General features: G+C 69.7%; 17 protein-coding genes. 8 read left to right on the forward strand and 9 right to left on the reverse strand.

The features are described 5' to 3' along the window. Nucleotides 1-157: 157 nt before the first annotated feature. Together AB0N66_RS21485 and AB0N66_RS21490 are read right to left on the reverse strand one after the other, a co-directional pair. Nucleotides 158-1141: a class I SAM-dependent methyltransferase gene (locus tag AB0N66_RS21485; protein ID WP_365437269.1), complete on the reverse strand. Its 984-nt coding sequence runs from the start codon at nucleotides 1139-1141 to the stop codon at nucleotides 158-160. A gap of 187 nt (nucleotides 1142-1328) precedes the next feature. Beyond that, nucleotides 1329-2441 (reverse strand): acyltransferase, encoded by a 1113-nt coding sequence (locus AB0N66_RS21490; RefSeq protein ID WP_365437545.1) that lies wholly within the window; start codon nucleotides 2439-2441, stop codon nucleotides 1329-1331. Between the two features lie 256 nt (nucleotides 2442-2697). Here AB0N66_RS21490 and AB0N66_RS21495 point away from each other — a divergent pair, with 256 nt between their 5' ends. Genes AB0N66_RS21495 through AB0N66_RS21505 form a run of 3 tightly spaced genes read left to right on the forward strand, consistent with a single transcriptional unit; the run spans nucleotide 2698 to nucleotide 8270 of the window. After that, nucleotides 2698-4173, forward strand: coding sequence for a glycosyltransferase family 29 protein (locus AB0N66_RS21495; RefSeq protein ID WP_365437272.1), 1476 nt, complete (start codon nucleotides 2698-2700; stop codon nucleotides 4171-4173). Further along, nucleotides 4170-6509, forward strand: coding sequence for a glycosyltransferase (locus AB0N66_RS21500; RefSeq protein ID WP_365437275.1), 2340 nt, complete (start codon nucleotides 4170-4172; stop codon nucleotides 6507-6509). Before AB0N66_RS21495 ends, AB0N66_RS21500 begins: the two co-directional genes overlap by 4 nt. 3 nt (nucleotides 6510-6512) lie before the next feature. Beyond that, the gene (locus AB0N66_RS21505; protein ID WP_365437278.1) at nucleotides 6513-8270 is read left to right on the forward strand and encodes a hypothetical protein; all 1758 of its coding nucleotides are present in this window, start codon (nucleotides 6513-6515) and stop codon (nucleotides 8268-8270) included. 79 nt (nucleotides 8271-8349) lie between these two features. Here the strand turns inward: AB0N66_RS21505 and AB0N66_RS21510 are convergent, their stop codons facing one another. From AB0N66_RS21510 to AB0N66_RS21530, 5 genes are all read right to left on the reverse strand, one after another. Beyond that, nucleotides 8350-9618: an NAD(P)/FAD-dependent oxidoreductase gene (locus AB0N66_RS21510; RefSeq protein WP_365437281.1), complete on the reverse strand. Its 1269-nt coding sequence runs from the start codon at nucleotides 9616-9618 to the stop codon at nucleotides 8350-8352. Further along, the gene (locus AB0N66_RS21515; protein WP_365437284.1) at nucleotides 9615-10055 is read right to left on the reverse strand and encodes a GtrA family protein; all 441 of its coding nucleotides are present in this window, start codon (nucleotides 10053-10055) and stop codon (nucleotides 9615-9617) included. The genes AB0N66_RS21510 and AB0N66_RS21515 overlap by 4 nt, the downstream gene beginning before the upstream one ends. Continuing rightward, nucleotides 10045-11130: a glycosyltransferase family 2 protein gene (locus tag AB0N66_RS21520; RefSeq protein WP_365437287.1), complete on the reverse strand. Its 1086-nt coding sequence runs from the start codon at nucleotides 11128-11130 to the stop codon at nucleotides 10045-10047. The genes AB0N66_RS21515 and AB0N66_RS21520 overlap by 11 nt, the downstream gene beginning before the upstream one ends. A 257-nt stretch (nucleotides 11131-11387) precedes the next feature. Further along, on the reverse strand, nucleotides 11388-12719 hold the full coding sequence (locus tag AB0N66_RS21525) for an alpha-2,8-polysialyltransferase family protein (protein WP_365437289.1): 1332 nt from the start codon (nucleotides 12717-12719) through the stop codon (nucleotides 11388-11390). 1 nt (nucleotide 12720) lies between these two features. After that, nucleotides 12721-13707: a glycosyltransferase family 2 protein gene (locus AB0N66_RS21530; protein WP_365437292.1), complete on the reverse strand. Its 987-nt coding sequence runs from the start codon at nucleotides 13705-13707 to the stop codon at nucleotides 12721-12723. 177 nt (nucleotides 13708-13884) lie between these two features. Here AB0N66_RS21530 and AB0N66_RS21535 point away from each other — a divergent pair, with 177 nt between their 5' ends. From AB0N66_RS21535 to AB0N66_RS21550, 4 genes are read left to right on the forward strand one after another with little or no spacing between them, the layout of a single operon-like run. Further along, nucleotides 13885-15258: a DUF6716 putative glycosyltransferase gene (locus AB0N66_RS21535; protein ID WP_365437295.1), complete on the forward strand. Its 1374-nt coding sequence runs from the start codon at nucleotides 13885-13887 to the stop codon at nucleotides 15256-15258. A 41-nt stretch (nucleotides 15259-15299) separates the two neighbouring features. Further along, nucleotides 15300-16610 carry an N-acylneuraminate cytidylyltransferase gene (locus tag AB0N66_RS21540; protein WP_365437298.1) on the forward strand — a complete coding sequence of 437 codons (1311 nt, stop codon included), beginning with the start codon at nucleotides 15300-15302 and terminating at the stop codon, nucleotides 16608-16610. Nucleotides 16611-16624: 14 nt separating this feature from the next. After that, nucleotides 16625-17560, forward strand: a complete 936-nt coding sequence (locus AB0N66_RS21545) for an N-acetylneuraminate synthase family protein (protein WP_365437301.1) — start codon at nucleotides 16625-16627, stop codon at nucleotides 17558-17560. A 29-nt stretch (nucleotides 17561-17589) separates the two neighbouring features. Further along, nucleotides 17590-18726, forward strand: coding sequence for a hypothetical protein (locus AB0N66_RS21550; protein ID WP_365437304.1), 1137 nt, complete (start codon nucleotides 17590-17592; stop codon nucleotides 18724-18726). Between the two features lie 22 nt (nucleotides 18727-18748). On the opposite strand, the gene AB0N66_RS21555 is transcribed toward AB0N66_RS21550, so the two are convergent. Both AB0N66_RS21555 and AB0N66_RS21560 read right to left on the reverse strand, forming a co-directional pair. After that, nucleotides 18749-19819: a hypothetical protein gene (locus AB0N66_RS21555; RefSeq protein WP_365437307.1), complete on the reverse strand. Its 1071-nt coding sequence runs from the start codon at nucleotides 19817-19819 to the stop codon at nucleotides 18749-18751. Further along, entirely contained in the window at nucleotides 19816-20358 is a 543-nt protein-coding gene (locus tag AB0N66_RS21560) for a SigE family RNA polymerase sigma factor (protein ID WP_365437310.1), read from the reverse strand. The genes AB0N66_RS21555 and AB0N66_RS21560 overlap by 4 nt, the downstream gene beginning before the upstream one ends. Before the next feature lie 360 nt (nucleotides 20359-20718). Here AB0N66_RS21560 and AB0N66_RS21565 point away from each other — a divergent pair, with 360 nt between their 5' ends. After that, complete coding sequence (locus AB0N66_RS21565) at nucleotides 20719-21987, forward strand: amidohydrolase (RefSeq protein ID WP_365437313.1); 1269 nt, start codon at nucleotides 20719-20721, stop codon at nucleotides 21985-21987. Nucleotides 21988-22076 lie beyond the last annotated feature (89 nt).

Raw genomic sequence — 22076 nt, forward strand, 5'->3', positions numbered from 1 at the left:
CCTGGCGGTGGGGACAGCCGGTCGGTCAGCGCCCTTGCCGAGCGCCTGGCGGTGGGGACAGCTGGTCGGTCAGCGCCCTTGCCGAGCGCCTGGCGGTGGGGACAGCTGGTCGGTCAGCGCCCTTGCCGAGCGCCTGGCGGCGCGGAAAGCCGGTCCGTCAGCGCCCCGCCGACCGTCTGGCGGCGCGGGCCCGGCGGATCGCCCGGGTGACGATCGGCGGCAGCAGGTCCAGGGCGATGCCGCGGGCGCCGCTGCGAACCGGGGCAGGTGTGCGGCGGCCCTGCGAGGCCTGGCGGGACGGCTGGGCGGCGGCGGCCGGGCTCGCCGCCGCGGGTCCCGGTTGCGCCGGGATCTCGGCGGCGACCGGTTCGGGGCTCTCGACGTGGTGCCGGGAGGGCGGGAAGGCCGGGGCCCGCATGCCCTTGGACTTGAGGCGGATGATGCGGTGTCCGGCGGCCTGCTGAACGCTGAGGTGGCAGTCCGTCCGCTCCCGGGCCATGGCGAGCAGCTCCTCCTGGACGGACTCGGGGTCGTCCCAGGTCCCGTACAGCTTCTGGCCGCTCAGACAGACCGGGTGCAGGCCCCTGCTGAGCACGGCCTCCCAGACGGCCACGGCGACGCCAGGCGTGTGCTCCGAGCGGAAGTCGTCCAGCACGACCATGCCGCCGGGCAGCAGCGCTTCGCGGGCCGCTTCGATGTCCCCGTACACATGCTCGTACAGGTGCGAGGCATCGATGTGGACGAACCGGCAGGAGCGGGGCCGGACTTCGGTCGGCACCAGCGAGCTGGGGCCCTGTAGGACGCGGGGCAGTTCGTCGTGGAAGGAGAGGTAGTTCTCCTCGAAGGCCCGCCGGGTGAGCGCGGCGTACGACTTCGTCGACTCCGCCTGATTGGCGTTGTCCGGGGCGTCTCCCTCGAAGAGGTCGCAGACCGTGTACCGCTCGCCCTCCTGGAGGTGGCGTCCCAGGAAGATCGCGCTCTTGCCCATGTACACACCGACTTCGAGCAGGTCGCCCCGCAGCCCTGCGCTCTCCTGCCGGTCCAGGTACCAGTCGAAGAGCATCTGGTCGAGCACGGGGAACCAGCCGGGAACGTCGTCGAGCCGGTGCGGCGGGCGGATGGCGCCTTGTGTGGCAGTCATGAGGAGAGAAGCACTCCCTTGTGCGGCAGTCCCGGCAACTTGTGAGAAGCCTATGGGTCGGGCGAGAACTGTCTCGGCGCCTGCCCGGAGAGAGAAAACCAAACTCGTGGAAAGGTAAACCTGCGGTCAATATGGGCCCTGTCGGGCTCTGTCAGGCCCTGTCGGGTTTTGTCGCCCAGCGGAGCCGTCAGGGCCGCGGCTCGGCCAGCGCGGAGCGCAGACGTGGCGTCAACTGCTTCTCCACGTACCGGTTCATCAGCCAGGCCAGCAGCAGCATGGTCGCGACCGTGAGCAGGAAGGTGCCGTACGACGGGATGTGCAGGGTCTGGTGGTAGGCCTTGATGGCCACCCAGCCCAGGTGCTCGTGGACCAGGTAGAACGGGTACGTCAGGGCGCCGGCGACCGTCAGCCAGCGCCAGTTCGCCCAGTTCAGCCAGCCGAGCGCGATCGCCGCGACCGCCACGAAGCCGAAGGCGACGACGAGGACGATGCCGAACGTGGTGCGGTGGGCGAAGGCGTTCGGGTCCGCCGCGTTCCACAGCGAGCGCACCGCGTAGTGCTGTCCGATCAGGAAGCTGACGACCACGATGCCCCAGGCGTAGACGTCACTCCGGTCGCGGTGGACGAGGTAGAGGCCGACGCCGCCGATGAAGAACGGCGCGTACTCGGGCATCAGCACGATGTCCAGCAGGGGCATCTGCGCGCCCTGCGCGATCGCGTACGCCAGCGTCCAGCCCGCGCAGAAGAAGATCACCCGCTGCCTGGTGGCCCCGGGCAGCACCACGAACAGTGCGAACAGCGCGTAGAACCGGATCTCCGCCCACAGGGTCCAGCAGACGCCCAACACCCGGTCCACACCCAGGGGTTGCTGAAGCATCGTCATGTTGACAAGTGCGTCGCTCGGCGACACCGCGTGGTAGGTGACCACCGGCAGCGCGAACACCAGCGTCACGAGCACGACCGCCGCCCAATAGGCCGGCAGCAGTCGCGAGGCGCGGGACGCGAAGAACGACTTCAGGGGCCGGCCCCAGCCGCTCATGCAGATGACGAACCCGCTGATCACGAAGAAGACCTGGACGCCGAGGCAGCCGTACGCGAAGTACTCGTGAAGGGTGGGGAACTGCCGCTGTGCGGAACTCCCCCAGGCCTTGGTGACATCACCGCCCCGACCGCCGTAGTGGTACGCGGCTACCATCAGGGCGGCGACCAGTCGCAGTCCGTCCAGGGCACGCAGCCGAGTTTCCCGGGGCCTCGCCCGCTCCGGCGGCCTGGGTGTGTCGGTCACCGGCCGGACGGTCATGCTGGTCACGAAAATCCCCTCGCGGGTGGTCCTGTCGGGTGGGTTGTCCCAGCACGTTAGTCCGAATCACAGACTTGGCCTGGTTGACAGGCTAACGATTTTCCTGTCAGTTCCGATGAGTTCACCTGGAAGTCGTTTTAGCTTTCTAATTTTTCTCATCATCACCCCACGCGCATGTAAACGTGTGCAGGATCGTGCCACCGGCCGGTGGGCAGCAGTGAACACAGCATTTGCTTTGCAAAAAATCAGGAGTGCCATGACGAGGGTCCAGAACAGACGGGCACGTGCGCGCGGAGGGGAGCTGGACGACTGCCTGCGCGCCTGCGCGGCGCACAGCGGGAAACTCGTCGGCAGCATCGACCGCCGCCGTGTCGAGCTTGCCGAGCAGCTGAGGAAGCTGCTCGTGGCATGGGGAATGTCCGCCACCAGCGCCCCCGCGCCCGCCCCGGCGGGCGGCGCCACCGCCCTGCTCAAGCGTGCCGTCAAGGGCGCGGCGACCCCTTCCACGGGGATCGACAACGCCCTCCTCGACGCCCTGCTCGCGGTCGCGAACAAGGCGATGGAGTGCGGCTACGACGACGAGCTGAACCTTGCCCTGGTGATCAGCGACACCGTCCTCGCCGAGCGCAAGAACTCGCGCGCCGGCTGGCGGCTGCGCGCCCGGCTCCTCGAGGCCCTCGGCGAGGAGACCGAGGCGCTGGAGGCGTACGAGCGCTACCTCTCGCTCACCACCGACGACGGCTTCGGCGTGGCCGCCCGCATCGGCGGAATGAAGGCCGCGGCCCGGCGCGAGGGGGAACTCCTCGAGCTCCTCAAGCGCCAGGTCCCGCGCGCCCAGGAGTTCGCCCGGGGCCCCGTCACCGAGGTATGGGCCGAGGGCCTCGCCCGGCACGCGGCCGGCGACTGGGCCGGTGCCGAGCCGAGACTGGTCGGCGCACTGCTCACGCTGGCCGCCGACGACGCCCCGGTGGGCGACCGGCAGGATCTGCTCAGCCAGTACCTGGACCTGCGCACCGGCGTCTCCCACGGAGACCTCGCCGCACTCCCCGCGCTCACCGAAGTGCTCGCGCTCTACGCCGAACAGCGCCGGATCCGGGCGCGCGGCCCGGTCGTCGACCCCACCATCGGCGGCGTGCAGTGGCTCACCCTGGGTGAGTTCCGCAACCAGATCGCCGGCAAGTCCATCTGTCTGATCGCCAACTCAGGCCGGGTCGGCGCGAGTTCGATGGGCGCCGAGATCGACGCGTACGACCTGGTGGTGCGCTTCAACTCGTACAAGATCGACGCGAAGAACACCGGCAGCCGCACCGACATCCACACCACGATCCACAAGCACGGCTTCAACTGGGACAAGCCGGTGACGACCCGGCTCGTCTTCGGCGGCATCTCCGGCGACTGGAAGTACTCGCTGCGCAACCGTCTGGTGCCCGGGGCACAGCAGTACCTCGGCGACGAGACACTGCGCTGGCCCCTGCGGAACATCGGCCAGATCGGCGCCGACCGGTGGTCGGGCATTCCGACGACCGGCTTCAACATGCTGTGGCTGCTGGACTTCCTGGACGTCAGCCCGACCCTCGACCTGATCGGCTTCGACTTCTACGAGAGCGGCGCCTACCGCGTCCCGGAAGCCATGAAGCTGGCCATCACATCCGTGCACGAATACACCAGCGAGAAGGAATGGGTCATGCAGCGGGCTCAGAGCGTGACCGACATGAGGATATCCCTGCGATGACCACGACCTCCCTGACCGGCACCGCCGCAGCCGCGGTCCCGGCCGCCACCGCTTCGGCGAGTGACATCACCGGCAAGCGCCGCATCGCGTTCGCGAGCTTCGTCGACGAGAACTACCTGCCGGGCTTCCTCGTCCTGCTCCGCAGCCTCGCCCTGTCGAACCCGAGCGTGTGCGAGGACTTCGTCGTCCTGTACGACGACCTGCGCCCCGGCTCGATCGCCAAGATCCGCGACCTGCACCCGCGCATCGTGCTGCGCCGCGTCAACGCCGAGCACTACGACTCGTACGCCAAGGGTGACCAGGACAACTACCTGGTCCGCAAGGCGTACTTCATCCTCGACATCTTCCGGCTGCGCGAGTACGACACGATCATCACGCTCGACACCGACATGGTCGTCCTCGGTGACCTGGGCGAACTGCTGAAGCTGCGCGAGGGACTCGCGGCCGTGCCGCAGTTCTTCTACGGGCAGCACAAGCTCAACTCCGGGCTGCTTGTCATCCAGCGCGAGTACCTGAGCGACGAGTTCTGCGCGAAGATCGACGCCACCGGCCGCTCCGGCGACTACGAGCTCGACAAGCACGACCAGGGCATCCTCAACGCCGTTCTCGACGGCGACTTCGTCCACCTCGACGCCCGCTACAACTACGTCAAGCGGCGGCTGTCCGGCGACCTGCCGGTGCCCGAGGACGTCTCCATCCTGCACTTCACCGGGCGTCACAAGCCCTGGCAGGGCGGCGAGTCCGGGTACAGCCAGGCGGAGGCGCGCTGGCGCGAGTTCGAGCTGTCCGACGCCGAGTTCCACACCGCCTACCTGGAGAGCTCCGGCGGTCTCCACCACGATCTGCTGGTCCACTTCGGCACCCCGCACGTCGCCCGCACCGGGGACCCGGAACTCGCCCGCAAGCTCGCCGCGGCCCACATCGCCGCCGGCGACTACCAGAACGCCGTCGACGTGCTCGACAGCGTGCGTGTCCCGCTCGACGAGGCCTGGGCGCACGAGACGCTCGGCCACGCCCTGATGAGCGTCTCCCGCTACGAGGAGGCCAAGGCGGAACTGCTGCTCGCCACCGCCGCCCCCAACCGGGCCGCCACCGCCTACTCCCGCCTCGCCCAGATGGCCTGGGTGCACGGTGACAACGCCGGGGCCCTGAAGTACGCCACGGCCGGCATCAGCGTCGACCCCACCCACCGCGCCAGCCGCATGTGGGTCACCCGCGCGGCCACCGTGCCCACCCAGGAGCTCGGCACCGCCGAGGACCAACTGGCGCACGTCGCCTTCTACATGGACCGTCAGGGCAACGCGGGCGACAAGCTGCTTCCCGAGAGCGTCCGGCTCGCCTTCGGGCCCGACACCGGCTCCCGCCGCTGGCACCCCGTGCACGCCCACCGGCTGTTCGACGAGGCGGCCCTGGAGCGCGTCAACGCCCGCCGCGGCCTGGTCATCGGCGGCGGTGGCCTGTTCATCCCGGACACCATGCCGAACGGCAACAGCGCCTGGCAGTGGAACGTCCCGGACGACCTCCTCAACCGGATCGACGTGCCGATCGCGGTCTTCGCCGTGGGCTTCAACGCCTTCGACGGACAGTCCTACCGCGCCGGACGGTTCCGCTCCTCGCTGCGCCAACTCGTCGAGCGTTCCTCCTTCTTCGGGCTGCGCAACCACGGCTCCATCGCGAAGGTGCGGGCCATGCTCCCCGACCACCTGCACGACAAGGTGCGTTTCCAGCCCTGTCCCACCACGGTCACGCGCCAGCTCGTCGCAGGCTGGCAGGACCCGGCCAAGCGCGAGGACACCATCCTCATCAACGCGGCCTACGACCGTGCGGGACTGCGCTTCGGGCACGACTACGCGTACTTCCTCGCACAGATGGCCGAAGCGGTACGGGGCCTCGGCAAGCTTGCCGAAGTCCAGTGCGCCGCCCACTCGTTGGACGACGAGAAGATCGCCTTCGACCTGCGCCGCGAGCACGGCATCTCGATGCCCGTCATCCCGATGTACAACTTCGAGAACGACGAGATCCGCGACCTGTACGCCCGCACCAAGCTGGTCATCGGCATGCGCGGGCACGCGGGCATGATCCCGTTCGGCTGCGGCACGCCCATCATCAGCCTGATCTCGCATCCGAAGATGGCGTACTTCCTGAGCGACATCGAGCGTCCCGAGTGGGGCGTGTCCGTGCACGACAGGCAGCTCGCCGCCAAGCTCGTGGAGCGCTCCCAGGACCTGCTCGCCGACCACGCCGCGACCGTCGCCGACGTCCACGGCCGCCAGCAGGAACTGTGGAAGATCACCGAGGCGAACGCCGCGGACCTGCGCGTCATCCTGGGCGGCTGACCGGTGGCGACCGCCCTGGCCGACAACCTCGACGGCGCCCCACCAGCAGCACAGCCGCAGCAGCGCGTCCGCCGGTCACCTCTGTGGTGGCCGGTGGTCGCGCTGCCGGCCGCGGTGGCCGTGGCGTACGTTGTGGTGACCCGGCGGCTGACCGGTGACCTGGAGTACGTGCTCGGCGCTCTGCGGACCGGCGAGAAGGCCGGCTACTCGCCGTCGGAGATCTTCACCCACCGGCCGTACTTCTACCGGTGGTTCATCGCGGTCCTCGACAAGCTCGCCTTCGGCAGCACGATGGTGCGCGAGGCGCTGATGGGCGCCGCGGGCGCACTGCTCGCGGCCGCGGCCGCCTACGCCCTGTACGTGGCGCTCCTGCGCCACCTCACCGGCCGGGAGGCCGCCCTCACAGCGGGTGCCATCGGCCTCGCGCTGACCCTGGCCCCCCGTAACGACTTCCTTCAGCCGGAGTGGGCGGCGGTCGTGCTGACCGTGCTGGCCGTCGCCGCGGGGGTGGGCCCCGCGAAACCGTGGTCGGCGGCGCTGCTCGCCGCGCTGCCCCTGGCGCTCGCGGTGATGATGAAGTACTCCACCGCCGCCTCGGCCGCGATCGGCGTGCTCTTCGTGTACGCCGTCGACCGGGGCCGGGCCGTACGGCTCGCCCTGGTCGCGGTGCCCGGCGCGGTGGCCCTCTTCGCGCTGAGTGTCCTCGCCGGATCCCACGAGTGGCAGTGGACCGAGGACATGCCGCAGCTCAACCAGTCGGCGATCGGCCGCACCGGCATCCACCCGCGGTTCATCCTCGAACGCTCCGTGGACTTCCTCGCCGACCGCGCCGTGGAGAGCCCGGTGCTGCTGCTCCTGCCCGGGGCGCTGCTGCTGGTGCTGTGCCGGGTACGCGGGCGCCGCCGCCGTACCGAACTGATCCTGGTGGCCGTGACCATCGGCTTCGGCGCCCAGGCGGTCGTGGCCGTGCAGGGCAACTGGTTCATGTACCACGGGGCCCAGATGCCCGTGATCGCCGCCGCGATGTGGGGCCTCGCCGTGGGCGGCGCCCGTCGCTCCCCGCCCTGGTTCTTCGGCGCCGTATCGCTGCTGTACGGCGCGCTGCCGGTGCTGTACGCCGACTTGCCGAGAGGCTTCCAACGGCCCTGCGTCCTCTGGGCGGCGGGCTTGGTCGCCCTGCTCGCGGCCGGTTTGGACGCCTGGCTGGAGGCCCGTGCGCGGTTGGCGGCCGGGCGCACGGCACGGCCGAGGGTCGCGCGCGGGTTGTGGCCGGCCGTGCTGGCCGCCCTGGCCGGCGTGGTGTGCCTGGCCGCGAGCAGCTGGCCAGGCTCACCGCACTTGGTGCAGTACGGCAAGGTCCTGATGACGAACACCGGGTACCTGAAGTCCCTGGAGGCTTCCGAGGAGGCGGCGGACCGGATCCGGGCCGAGCTGCCCGCCGACACCCCGGTGCTCTACCTCGCCTTCGGCGACGCGGCGTATTTCGTCGACCACCCTGCCCAGTGCCGCTACCCGATCGCCACCTTCCTCCAGCGCACCCGCTTCATCGCGGATGTCACCGAGCTGAAGTCGTTCCAGGAGAACGCCGACTGCGTCGATCACGACCCCGCCCCGTACGCGGTCCTGGACCGGGGCTGGTTCAGGCCGGGCAAGGTCGACCCGGCCCTGGCGCGGCGCATCTCCGCCGTGTACGACTGCCCGACCCTGAAGGAGAGCGGCGACGCGCAACTTGTTCTGTGCCCACGCAGGAACGGCACATGACGGGACGTCAGGCACATGGAGCGGGGCCCCGGCCGGAATTCCGGCCGGGGCCCCGTCAGTTCCTGGCGGGCGCGTCCGCTCAGCGCAGTCCGAGCGAGGCCGTGACCTTGCGGGTCAGCTCAACCGAGTAGCTCTGTCCCCGGTCCTGCGGGTATATCTGAGCCATCGTCACCAGCTTGACCCGGCTCATCGGCGTGTCGTGCGACGGGATCAGTGAGCGGTACTCGGGAGTCACCACCGGCTGGGCGAACCCGGCCTTCGAGAAGTGCCAGTCCTTGATCCAGGACTCGTCGAAGTCCGGGTTGATTCGCCGCAGATGGGGCAGGAACGCCTTCAGCAACTCGCCCGGCTCCGTCGTGAACCGCCAGTCCTCGCGCTCCACGTAGTTGCCCACGTAGAGGATGTGCCGGCCGCCGTAGACCGACGGGTCGATCATCCGGGTGTGCTCGACCACCGCCAGGAACGGGAAGTCCGGCTCGTTGATGTTGAGCCAGTAGTACGGGATCACACTGCGGTCCAGCTCAAGGACGAAGCAGGTCGCGCCGAGGTACTGGTTCTTCCAAAGGGCGTCGTCGGCGGGCAGTCCGGCCGCCTTCGCGAACACGGGCTGCGGAGTGGTGACGATCAGCTGCTCGAACTCGTACGTCGAACCATCCGCGCACGTCACCACCGCGGGTGCGTCGTGGCCGTCCTGCCGGATCGTCTCGACCGCCTTGCCGAACTCGACCTTGCCGCCGCGCTCCTCGACGCCGTCCCGCAGCGCCGCGTAGACACGCTCGAACCCGCCGTCCACATAACCCAGTTCGAAGGTACGGCAGTGGATACGGGCCCACAGCCAGGCCATCGACACCTGCTCGGCGCGGTCGCCGAACTTGCCGCGCAGCAGCGGTTCCCAGATCGACGCGGTCGCCCTGCGGCCCGCCCAGCGGCGCAGCCAGGCCAGCGCGGTCAGGTCGTTGAACCGCTCACCGCCGCGCACCGCCTTCAGCAGCGCCGACGAAGCGGCGAACCGTACCGCGTCCAGCGGGGAGAACTCCGGGAAGCGCAGCATGTCGACCGGGCTGGTGAAGTTGATCAGCCTGCCGCCGCGGAAGATGGCCGTGGTCGGCTTGTGGAAGCGCAGCGCCTCACCGAGGCCCAGCTCCTCGATCAGGGCGATCATGGCCTTGTCGCTACGGAAGATGTGGTGGTAGTACCGCTCCAGCGGGACGCCGCCCACCTCCAACGACGCGGCGAGACCGCCGATTTCACCGGCCGATTCCAGGACGGTGACCTGGTGGCCGGCGCGTACGGCGTCCCAGGCGGCGGTGAGGCCGCTGGCACCCGCGCCGATGATGCCGAGGTTCATGCGAAGCTCCACTTTTTGTTGAGCGCGAACTGAAGCGCCAGGACCAGCGGGAGCGATCCGACCTTGACGAGGTTGGCGTCGATCCCCAGTGCGTCGGTGAAGACGAGGAAGAGCAGGTTCGTCAGGGCGATCCCGGTCAGCCCGACGGCGTAGAAGCGCAGGAAGCGCAGGACGATCCGGTCGCGCCGCTCGAAGGTGAACAGCGCGTTGAGGACGAAGTTGTTGGCGATGCCGAGGGTGGTGCTGATCGCGTTGGCGAACTGCTCGTCCATCCCCGCGAGGTTGTGCAGCAGCATGAAGACCACGAGGTCGAGCGTGAGGCCGCTGCCGCCGATGAGGGTGTAGCGCAGCAGCTGGCGCAGGGTGGCCGCGCGACCTCGGGGGGCCTCGTTCACGGTCGCCTGGGGCGTGGCCGTGGAGGTGGTGTCAGAGGCCACGGCGACCGTCCCGCTCGTCGGCGCGGCCACAGGCACAGGGACCGTCCCGCTCCTCCGTACGCCCCCCGATCACCTCGCGCACCAGGTACAGCGGCCGTCCCTGGGCCTCGCTGTAGATACGCCCTATATAGCTGCCCAGCACGCCCAGGGACAGCATCTGGGTGCCGCCCAGGAACAGCACGACGACCATCAGCATCGTCCAGCCGGAGACGGTGATCTCGGGCCGGAAGAACTTCATGGCCAGCGTGTAGAGGATGCCGATCAGTGACAGCACGAGCACCACAAAGCCAAGGCGGGTGATCATCTTCAGCGGTGTCGTGGAGAAGCTGGTCATCCCGTCGACCGCCAGGCGGGCCATCTTGCGCAGCGGGTACTTCGTCTCGCCCGCGAACCGCTCGTCGCGGTCGAAGGCCACCGTGGTCTGCCGGTAGCCCATCGAGGCGACGATGCCGCGCACGAAGCGGCTGCGCTCTCGGTACCGGCGCAGCTCGTCGGCGACCCGCCGGTCGAGCAGCCGGAAGTCGCCGGTGTCCAAGGGGATGTCCACCTCGGTGCTGGAGCGCAGGACGCGGTAGTACAGGTGTGCGGTGGCCCGCTTGAAGGCGGTGTCCTGACGGCTGCGACGGCGCGCGTGCACGATCTCGGCGCCCTCGCGCCAGGCGTCGACCAGTTCGAGGCTGACCCGCGGCGGGTCCTGGAGGTCGGTGTCCATGACGATCACCGCGTCGCCCTGAGCGAGGTCGAGTCCCGCGGTGATGGCGACCTGGTGCCCGAAGTTGCGTGCGAAGTCGACCACCTGGACGCGCCCGTCGTTCTTCGAGAGGGCCTTGAGGATGGCCAGCGAGCGGTCCGAGGAACCGTCGTTGACGTACAGCAGCTCGAAGTCGAGCTCCGGGCGGCCTTCGATCACGGCGATCAGCTCGGTGTGGAAGGCGGCGATGCCGTCCTGCTCGTTGTAGACCGGCAGGACGTAGGAGATCAGCGGCCTCTTGGCCGGCTCCGGGGCCGGCTCCACCGGCGTGAGCGCGACGGGGGCCGGAGCGGGGGCGGACGGACGTATGTCCTGCTGAGTCATCTCCGCCTGCCCGCAAGCTCGAACAGGCTTATGGAGAAAGCTGTTTGCTGCATTGGAGGAAGCTATGGAGGCTTGATTAAGCCCGAATGAACACACTGGGTCCGGAAGTTGTCTTCCCTGTCTCCCTTCGTCCCTCTTCGCCCCTTGCGGGCCGGGCCGACCGCTTGAACGCGTTGAGGGAAGCAGGCCACGCACGGAGGGCGGGCGGATCGTCGTGATCCGCCCGCCCTCCGTGCACTGAACTCAGGCGTCCGCCCTCAGCGGCGTACCGCCTTGCGCAGTGCGCGGGCCTGCCGCACCACTCGGCGTGCGGTGGAGTTGCGGGGTACGAACGCCAGGCGCTCCGGGATGCCGCCGGGGAGGCCGAGCGAGGTGAGCCGGCGGCGCTTGAAGTAGCGCTGGGTGCGTGGGCCGAAGTGCTGGGACAGATAGCGTTCGGTGGCCGGGCGCAGGCTCGGGTGGATCTGCGGCTGCATGGTGAACCCGAGTGCGATGACGAGACCGTTCAGCTCGTCGGCGGGGATGGTGTCGTTCCCCTTCTTGCCCTCCAGGTCCGGCAGCAGTGCGTCGGCCAGTGCGACGGGCACGCGGTTGCTGTTCTGGTAGGGCGTGAGGCGATCCAGTATCGGGGCGGTACCGATCCGGGCGACCGGCAGGTCGTAGAACGCGGAGGCCGTGAACAGCGCGGTCGAGAAGCAGCCGACGACGAGTCCGGGCCGGGTCTTCTCGAACAGCACCTCGGCGAGCACCGGCGTGTCCAGGACGGTGAGCTCGACGCCGAGCTTGGCGGCCTCGGTCTCCAGGGCGCGGCTGTAGCGGGCCGGCGCGGTCGGGTGCGGCTTGAAGACGATGGTGCGGTGCCCGCGGTCGACGGCGCCGCGCATCATCCGCACGTGCAGGTCCTCCTCCTCCTGCGGAGTGAGGATGTTCAGCGCGGACAGGTACTGGCCGAGCAGCAGCGCCGCGTTGTCGGGCAGCGCGGGCAGCTCCGGTACGGCGCCGCCGAGCCCGCTCAGCACCTTCAGGAACGCGTCCGCCGGTACGACCTCCGCGGGCACGTCGAACTCGGTCAGCAGCAGCGGCGTCAGGCCGGGCACCAGGTCCAGGTGCAGCAGCCGCCGCACCCGGGTGCCGACCAGCGGGTCGAGCTTGTTGCGAGTGGGGCCGTAGCTCATCAGACCGTCGGCGTAGACGTCGATGGGTGCCCCGGTGAACAACTGTGCCACCGTGAAGGCCGGGCTGACCTGGATGGACTCCAGGACCAGCTCCACCCGGTCCTCGCCCAGGTCCCACAGCAGCCGCAGATAGCGCTCGAACAGCGGGATGTCGTCGGGCCGCGGCGACCACGCCCCGGGGTGGAACGGCCGGATGGCCTCGTTCCAGGACAGCACGCCGTCGAAGTGGTCACTCAGCGACGCGAACCCCGGCATCTCGTCGACGGCGGGGGTGGTCTCCGGCGTCGCGGAGTTGTTGAACACCAGAAGCAGGCGGCGGTCGGCCGCCGTGAACTGGTCGGACTCGATCGCGGCGGCCAGGGTGGCGGCGCCGTACAGCGTCGAGGCACAGAAGATCTGGGTGGTACGGGGCATGTCAGGCGGCCGCCTTAGCAGTCGTGATCCGGCGCCGCAGCCGCCGCAGTTTCGAGGAACGGCTCAGGTCCATGGTGTCGAGCACGTCGCCGAGCGCGTCCTGGGGCATCCGCTTTATGGCCGCCGCGCTCATCGACCGCAGCTGCTTGGCGACGGCCGGCTCGAACTTCTCGATCTCCGAGAGGTGGTGGGCGATGATCGCGCAGTACGTCCGCATCGCCTTGGGCAGCAGTCGGTCGGCGTCCGGATCGGCGGCGGTCTCCTCGATCACCTGGTCGAAGGCCCGGATGAAGTCGAGTTGACGAACGTCACCGATTTGAGTGAGTGAGGAGGCGACTCCGCGCCGGTAGAAGACGCCCAGCAGACTCACCACGGCGAACGATTCCGCCTCGCGGTGCAGCTTCCAGATCCACGGCCGGTCCTCCGCCGTGCGCAGCCCGTCCGTGAAGTGCAGCACCCCCTGGTCGAGCAGCCGGCGGTGGTAGGCGCCGGCCCAGGCGTACGCGTAGTCCACCGAGGTCGTCCGGTCCACGGGAAGGATCGCCTTGCGCGGGTTCATCACCTCGTCGCGCCGCCCGTGCGGGACCCGGTGCACCGTACGGCCGCGGTTGGTGGCCTGTACGTGGTCGGTGCGGATGAAGTCGCAGCCCAGGCCCTCGATGGCCGAGACGAGTTCACCGAGGTAGCCCGGTGCGAGCCAGTCGTCCCCGTCCAGGAAGGTCAGGTACTCGCCGTGCGAGGCGTCGAGGCCGGTGTTGCGGGCGGTGGCGAGCCCGCCGTTCTTCTCATGCCGGACATAACGGACTTGGGCGACATCTGAGAGTTCTTCGGCCGCCCGTTCCAGGATTGCCGGGGTTTCATCCTTCGAATGGTCGTCCACCAGCACGAACTCGAAGTCTTCCCGGGCGTTCAGGCGAAGGCTTCTGAGTGTGTCCGGGGCGTACTGCTGGACGTTGTAGAACGGCACGATGACGGAGAGCTTTGGCACGCCAGGAAGCCTACGAGGCTGCCCGGATGCGGATCTTTCCGTTACGGGTACGGTCGGTGAACTCGATGTGGCGGGACTGTGCATTCCGTGTACTTCCCGGTCATCAGCGGGCCAGTTGGGCTCTCGGAAGTGTTCTGTTAACTCTTTGTTGAGTTGAGGTTGGGTTATACCTAAGAAATGGTTCCTAGCGTCGTAGGTGTGCCACCTAGTGCAACGAGTACAACGAAGTCCCTACGGATCGCGGTACTCGCGGACTCCGACACCCGCTGGAAATGGGGTGCGCTGACCGCGGACCGCATCGCTCCGGGTCCGTCCATGGAAGCGGGACCGCGCGCCGACGCGCAAGTCGGTCCTGCCCTGAGCGGATTCCTGCTGCGCGGCCGGGCCACGCCCACCCCGCGCCAGCTGGCGGAGGTGGGGGTCCGCGCCGATTCCATCCGGGAGGTCACCGCCGTAGAGTTCCTGCGCACCATGGAGCAGGAGTCGTACGACGTCGTCGTCCTCGCCCTGGTCGGCGGCGCCGTTCAGGCGATGCTGCACGGCCTGCGGCGGATCTGGGACGGGCGGGCCGAGCGGCCCGTGATCGTCACCGGCTACGTCGGCGTCGTGTACGAGAAGCTCGCCGACGGACTGCTGCTGCGGCACGGTGCGGACCTCGTCCTCGCCAACTCCCGCCAGGACGCGGACCGTTTCCGAGCTGTGTACGAGGGAGTAGGCGCCGACGCCTCGGCGGTCACCGAGGTCGCGCTGCCCTTCCTCGGCGGAGCCACCTACCAGAAGGGGAACGACCCGTACACGGTCGTTTTCGCCGCCCAGCCCTCCGTACCGGAGAACCGCAAGGACCGTACCTACCTGCTCAACCGGCTGATCCAGCACGCAAAGCTGCACCCGGACCGCGAGGTGCTGCTCAAGCTGCGCTCCAAGCCGGGCGAACACACCACACACATCGAGGAGTTGCCCTACCAGAAGCTGGTCGAGAAGCTGGACCCGCCGGCCAACTTCCGTCTCGTCTACGGGCACATGGGCGAGGTCCTAGACCGCACCGACCTGCTGATCACCATCAGCTCCACGGCCGCCCTGGAGTCCCTGCACCGCCGTATCCCCACCGTCGTCCTCAGCGACCTCGGGGTGCGCGAGGCGCTCGGCAACCACCACTTCGTGGGCTCGGGATGCCTGGCATCCTGGGACCAGCTCGACGACGGGTACCAGCCCTCGCCCGACGCGGCCTGGGTGTCCCGGCAGGGCGTCGCCGCCGACGGCTCGTACGAAACGGCCTTCGACGTCGCCCGGTTCCGCATCACCGAGCTGCTGGAAGCCGCCGAACTTCCGCCCCTCGCCCCGTACTACACGCCCGTCACCGCCCCCGGCTACCTCCCCGGCATCCTCGCCCGCCACCACCTCGGCCCGGACGGCACCCCGCTGCCCGGCGCCCCCGCGGCGGACCGGGAACCCAGTCCCGTACGGCAGATAGTCCGCCGAGCCGCCCGTGGCGCCTACCGCCACGGTGTCCAGCGCGTGGCGCCGGTCATCCGGCGGATGGGTGAGCTGTGAGCGCCCACATCCCACGCGTCCCTCGTCAAGGAGAACAGCGAATGTCCAACTCGGAAGCCGGTCAAGCGGGCCAGGCGTCGCCGGTGCGCCGCGTACTCGCGGTGATTCCCGCGCGCGGCGGCTCCAAGGGCGTCCCCGCGAAGAACCTCCTCCCGGTCGGAGGTGTGCCGCTGGTGGCCCGCGCCGTGCGCGAGTGCCGCGCCGCGCGCCTCGTCACGGACGTCGTCGTCTCCACCGACGACCAGGCGATCGCCGCCGCCGCCCGCCAGGCCGGCGCCGAGGTGGTCCTGCGCCCCGCCGCCATCGCCGGTGACACCGCCACCTCGGAGGCCGCCGTCCTGCACGCCATGGACGCCCACGAGGCCCTGCACGGCTCGCCGGTCGACGTGGTCCTGCTCGTCCAGGCCACCAGCCCGTTCATCATCCGCGAGGACATCGACGGGGTCTCGGCCGCCGTCGTGGAGAACGGCGCGGACACCGCCGTGACCGTGGCCGCCTTCCACGGCTTCATCTGGCGCGACGCCGACGACGAGGCCACGGCCGTCGACACCACGTCCGCCGCGTCCGTGGGCGGATCGTCGGTGACCGTCGCCACCAGGACGGCGACGAGTGGCGGTTACGGCGTCAACCACGACAAGGCCTTCCGCCCGCGCCGCCAGGACCGCCCCCAGGACCTCCTGGAGACCGGCGCCGCGTACGCGATGGACGCGACCGGCTTCCGCGAGCACCAGCACCGCTTCTTCGGGCGTACGGAGCTCGTCCGCACCGACCCCGCGCGGGTGCTGGAGATCGACGACCCGCACGACCTCGCCCGCGCACGGGCGTTGGCGCCCCTCTTCGACGCCAACCGCCCCGGCACACTCCCGACCGCCTCCGACATCGACGCGGTCGTCCTCGACTTCGACGGCACCCAGACCGATGACAGGGTGCTGATCGATTCCGACGGACGGGAGGTCGTCTCCGTGCACCGCGGCGACGGCCTCGGCATCGCGGCCCTCCGCAAGAGCGGGCTCTCGATGCTGATCCTGTCCACGGAACAGAACCCGGTCGTCGCCGCCCGGGCCCGGAAACTGCAGATTCCGGTGCTCCACGGCATCGACCGGAAAGACCTCGCACTGAAGCAGTGGTGCGAGGAGCAGGGCATCGCGCCGGAGCGCGTGCTCTACGTCGGCAACGACGTCAACGACCTCCCGTGCTTCGCCCTCGTGGGCTGGCCCGTGGCGGTCGCGAGCGCCCATGACGTCGTGCGCGGCGCCGCACGCGCGGTCACCACCGTTCCCGGCGGTGACGGCGCGATCCGAGAGATCGCCAGCTGGATCCTCGGCCCCTCTCTCGACTCCCTCGACAAGTAAGGAACCACACCCCCATGAGCAACTCCCGTCTGCGCAGCTTCGGTTCGAAGACCGCAGGACCCGGCCACCCGGTCTACGTCGTCGGCGAAATCGGCATCAACCACAACGGCGAGCTGGAGAACGCGTTCAAGCTGATCGACGCCGCTGCCGAGGCCGGCTGTGACGCCGTCAAGTTCCAGAAGCGCACCCCGGAGATCTGCACCCCGCGCGACCAGTGGGACATCGAGCGTGACACCCCCTGGGGTCGCATGACCTACATCGACTACCGCCACCGGGTGGAGTTCGGCGAGGACGACTACCGCCAGATCGACGCGTACGCCAAGAGCCGCGAAATCGACTGGTTCGCCTCCCCGTGGGACACCGAGGCCGTCGCCTTCCTGGAGAAGTTCGACGTACCCGCCCACAAGGTCGCCTCGGCCTCCCTCACGGACGACGAGCTGCTCCGCTCGCTCCGCACCACCGGCCGCACGGTCATCCTGTCCACCGGCATGTCCACCCCGAAGCAGATCCGCCACGCGGTGGAGGTCCTCGGCTCGGACAACATCCTGCTCTGCCACGCCACGTCGACGTACCCGGCGAAGGCCGAGGAGCTCAACCTCCGCGTCATCAACACCCTCCAGGCCGAGTTCCCGAACGTCCCGATCGGTTACTCCGGTCACGAGACGGGCCTGCAGACCACCCTCGCGGCGGTCGCCCTTGGTGCTACCTTCGTCGAGCGCCACATCACCCTGGACCGCGCGATGTGGGGCTCCGACCAGGCCGCCTCCGTCGAACCGCAGGGCCTTGTCCGCCTTGTCCGCGACATCCGCACCATCGAGGCCTCCCTCGGTGACGGCGTCAAGAAGGTCTACGAGTCGGAGCTCGGCCCGATGAAGAAGCTGCGCCGCGTCACAGGCGTCGTCGCGGAGGCGGAGATCGCCGACGCCGCCGGTGAGCCGGTCTCGGTCTGAACTCCTTAAGACGGGACGGTCGTACGTCGATGAGCCCCCGCGCCGGATCCGCCGGCCCCCACACTCTCGCCTTCGTCGAGAGTCCGGTACAGCTCCTGAATGTGCTGGAGTGGGCGCATACCCACGCCCTTCGGCCCGAACGGGCCCGTGTCCCGGCGCCCGGTAGGGCGCCGGCCGGGGGAGTTGCCGGTCCGCCCGGCGCGGGGCTCACCCTCGTCGTCCTCTCGCCGAACGATCCGATGACCCGCGGCCAGCTGCGCCGCATGGCGGACCTGGCCCGTGACGAGGGCTACGAGGTCCGCTGGGAGGAGGCACGCAGCGGCACCGCGGCCCCTTTCCAGACGATCGGCGGCCTCGCCCCGCTGCTGCGCAAGGCCCGCCGCATCGTCATGGGAGATCCGTTCTCCCGCTATGTACAACTCCTGCTGACCATCACCCGGGCCCGCGATCTGGTGGTGGTGGACGACGGTACGGCGACGATGGAGTTCGTCGCCCAACTGGCCCGCGGTGAACGCCTGGTGCGCTGGCACCGGCGCGGCGGCCGTCCCGGCCCGCGGGACCTGCTCTTCGCGCCGGTCTCGTCCTCGGCCCGCCGCCGCCTCACCCCGACCGAGAGACGCTCGGTGGAGGTCTTCTCCTCGATGCCGATCGACTCGGCCCCGGAGGGCGTCCTCCTCACCTCGAACGACTTCTCCTGGACCCGCGCCCGCTTCGGCCCGCCCCGTATCACCAAGGGCGCCGACCTGGTCGGTACGTCCCTGGTCGAAACCGGGGTGGTCGACCAGGAGCACTACCTGGAAGCGGTCCGCACCCTCACCAAGGCCCACGGCGCCACCCGCTACTTCGCCCACCGCCGCGAAAGCACGGAGAAGCTGCATCGTCTGGCCGTCGAGACGGGCCTCGAAGTGGTCCGCCCGGACCTCCCCCTCGAACTGATCGCCCGCAGGGGCCCCATCGGCCGTACGATCCTCAGCTTCCCGTCGACGGTCGTGCACACCCTGCCGCTGGCGCTGGCCGGCACCGAGGTGCGGGTCGCGGTGTGCGACATCGACCCGGCGTGGCTCACGGAGAGCGCGTCGCCCCGAGCGCACGGGTTCCTGTCGGGGGTGACGGGGACGGCGAGGGACGTGACCCGGTTGTCGGCGGTGACCGTGACACCGGTCTGAGCCGGTCCCGGCTTTACGGTTCCTACGGCAGCGTCTTCTCGTACGAATTGTCCTGGTCGGAGTCGTAGACGAGCTTGCCGTCGGTGTCGTATCCCTTGATGCGAGGGGCCGCGGTGACCTGCTGTTCGAGGATTCCGGTGGCGGCGAACCAGCCGTGGTCCAGGGCGGCCTCGCTCGTGGCGGCGCCGAAGGTGACCGTCACCTTGGCCACCGAGGAGTCGACGGTGCCGATGCTGCCCCAGCGGAACGGCAGCTTCCAGCCGCTGCTGTTGATGATCGACTGCTGGTAGAGCTTGCCGCCGTTCATGTCGGGGATGACGAGCCCGGCGCCCGGGTAGGCGTCCGAGCCGACGCTGGTGTTGATGCCGCTCGCCTGGCCGTCCTTCACGTTGCAGATGATCCGGGTCTGCTTCGGCTTCTCCTTGACCGCCACGACGAAGATGCCGTCGCCGGGGGCGTTGTCGTCCCCCGTGCTGTTCATGGCGAGCAGGATGCGGTAGTCGGCCACGACACCCAGATCCGCCCCCGAGCCCCGGCCGGCGTCGTCGGCGAGGCACGCGGCCAGTCCGTTCGCGGCCTGGGGCAGGGTGATGCCGTCGGCGAGCTGGCCGGGGGTGAAGGGGCCGGCGGGAGCGATCAGCGAAGCGGAAGCGGACGGGGACAGCGCCGCCGGCGCGGGGAGGGCGCTGGGCGGGGAGGTGGCCGTCCCCACCACCGTTTCCGCGGGCCGCGAACCGTCCGCCCGCCCGAAGACGTACGCCCCGGCGGGTACCGCGGCCAGGGTCACCAGAACCACCCCGGTGGCCGCGGCACGGCGCCGCGTGCTCGCGAGTGCCTGGCGCTGGATGGTGGCGCAGGGCGCGGGCGATGGCGCGATGGCGTAGGCGTCCTCGGCGAGCAACTCCCGTAGCTGCGCCTCGAAGCTGCCCGGCACGGGGTCGGTGTGGGAGCCGGAGCCGGAGCCGAAACCGGGCCCGGAGGGTGTTCCACCGCCCGGCTTCGAGCCCTTCGAGGACCCCCAGGAAGGGTCCAGGCCCTCGTACGCGACCTCGCGCCCGCGCTCGTTCCCGCTCTCATTCTCGTCCCGGTTCACCGGCTGCCTCCCCGCTCGAACGACATGGGGCCGGGCGCGTCCATGACCTGCGCCAGCCCCGGATACTCACGCAACTTCGCCAGACCCTTGGATGCCTGGCTCTTGACGGTGCCCGGCGAACAGCCCAGAACCTCGGCGGTCTCCGCCTCGGAGAGGTCCTCCCAGTACCGCATGACGACCACCGCCCGCTGCCGCGGCGGCAGCCCCGCCAGCGCGGCCATCAGCACACTCCGCTCGTCGGCGCGCGAGACGGCGTCGTCCCCTCCCGCCACCTCCGGCGGCGCCGCGGTGAGCCGCTCGGCGACCCGACGCTTGCGGAAGCGGTCGCTGTTGCAGCTGACCAACATGCGCCGCACGTACGCCTCCGGACTGTCCGCGCGCCGCACCCTCCGCCACGACCGGTACGCCTTGGCCAACGCGGTCTGGGTCAGGTCCTCGGCGTCGTGCCGATCACCTGTCAACAGATACGCGGTCCGCACCAGATGGGCCCACCGTGCTCTCACGAAGCCCTGAAACTGGGCATCTTCATCGGCATGCATTCAGCACCCCCTCGCCTCCCAGACCACCGCTTCGGGGAATTTGGTTGCCCGGACACCGGCAGTCACGGTCCGTGTCGGTACCGCCGCGTGGCGGTAACGGTTCCGGGATCACCGGGCCGGCTGTGAGACCGTGGGGAAGGAGTACGGGAATGGGCTCGGGTATCTCGGGCGTTTCCGCTGGGGAAGTCCGCGGGTTATCCCCGGCGGGCGGCTCAAGATCCAATCGTTCGGAAAGCCGGGCGAGTTTACCCATCCTCACCAATACCTATGCGGCGTGCGGCCAGATTTTCTTCCCCTAACAGGTTGAACTTTTGTTGATCGTGGGTCAGTTGGCCGCCCGATCGCCCTACCCTTCAGAGGGTGAACCAAGTGACGTCCCGAGAGTCCGAGGCCGATCTCCCCGGGGAAGCCGTGCTACCCGGCGCGCTGCCCGAGGCACTGCGCGCCGAACTTGTCGCGTTCCGCCGCGACTTGCACATGCACCCCGAGCTCGGCAACCAGGAGTTCCGCACCACCGCGGCGCTCAAGGCGCGCCTGGAGCTGGCGGGTCTTGAACCGCGCGTGCTCGACACCGGTACCGGACTCATCTGTGACATCGGCGACTGGGACGGCGTACGCCCCATGCTCGCCCTGCGTGCCGACATCGACGCGCTGCCCATCCCGGACACGAAGGCCGACTGCGCCTACCGGTCGACCGTGCCCGATCGCGCCCATGCCTGCGGACACGACGTGCACACGTCCGTCGTGCTCGGCGCCGGTCTCGTACTCGCGGAGCTGCACCGGGAGGGGCGGCTGCCGCGGCCGGTGCGGCTGATCTTCCAGCCCGCCGAGGAGGTGCTGCCCGGCGGCGCCCCGGACGCGATCGAGTCGGGCGTCCTCGAAGGCGTCGGGCGGATCATCGGCGTGCACTGCGACCCCAGGGTCGACGCGGGGCGCATCGGGCTGCGGCACGGCGCCATCACCTCCGCGTGCGACCGGCTCGAGGTCGCACTCGACGGCGCCGGCGGTCACACCGCGCGCCCCCACCTCACCACCGACCTCGTCACCGCCGCCGCACGCGTCGCCACCGACGTCCCCACCCTGGTCGCCCGCCGCACCGACGCACGCAGCGGGCTCGCCGTGACCTGGGGGCGTATCGAATCCGGGCACGCCTGCAATGTGATCCCGAACCACGCCGAGCTCTCCGGGACCGTGCGCTGCCTTGACCTTGCCGCCTGGCGGGCCGCGCCCGACCTGGTGCACGCGGCGATCGACGAGATCGCGAACCTCTACCGGGCGAAGTCCGAGATCAACTACATCCGAGGTGTTCCGCCGGTCGTCAACGACCCGGCCGTCACCGACCTGCTGCGTGCCGCCATGACCGCCCGGCGGGGTGTGCACTCCATCGAGGACACCGAGCAGAGCCTGGGCGGCGAGGACTTCTCCTGGTACCTGGAGCACGTGCCCGGCGCGATGGCCCGGCTCGGTGTGCGCACGCCCGGCGAGCGCGTCCCCCGCGATCTGCACCAGGGTGACTTCGACGCCGACGAGTCGGCGATCACGGTGGGCGTGGAGCTCTTCACCGCGGCGGCCCTGCTCGACGGGGAGCCCCTGCTCGAGGTGGGGCTCCTCCTCGACACCGGGGTGTGAGGGAGGGGCGCGACCCCTGTTCGCCTCCAGGGTCGTGCCCCTGTTCCGGTCGCTTCCGGTAGCGCCCCGAACCCCTCCGTCGTAGCGTG

Source organism: Streptomyces sp. NPDC093544, from assembly GCF_040683495.1.
GTDB lineage: Bacteria > Actinomycetota > Actinomycetes > Streptomycetales > Streptomycetaceae > Streptomyces.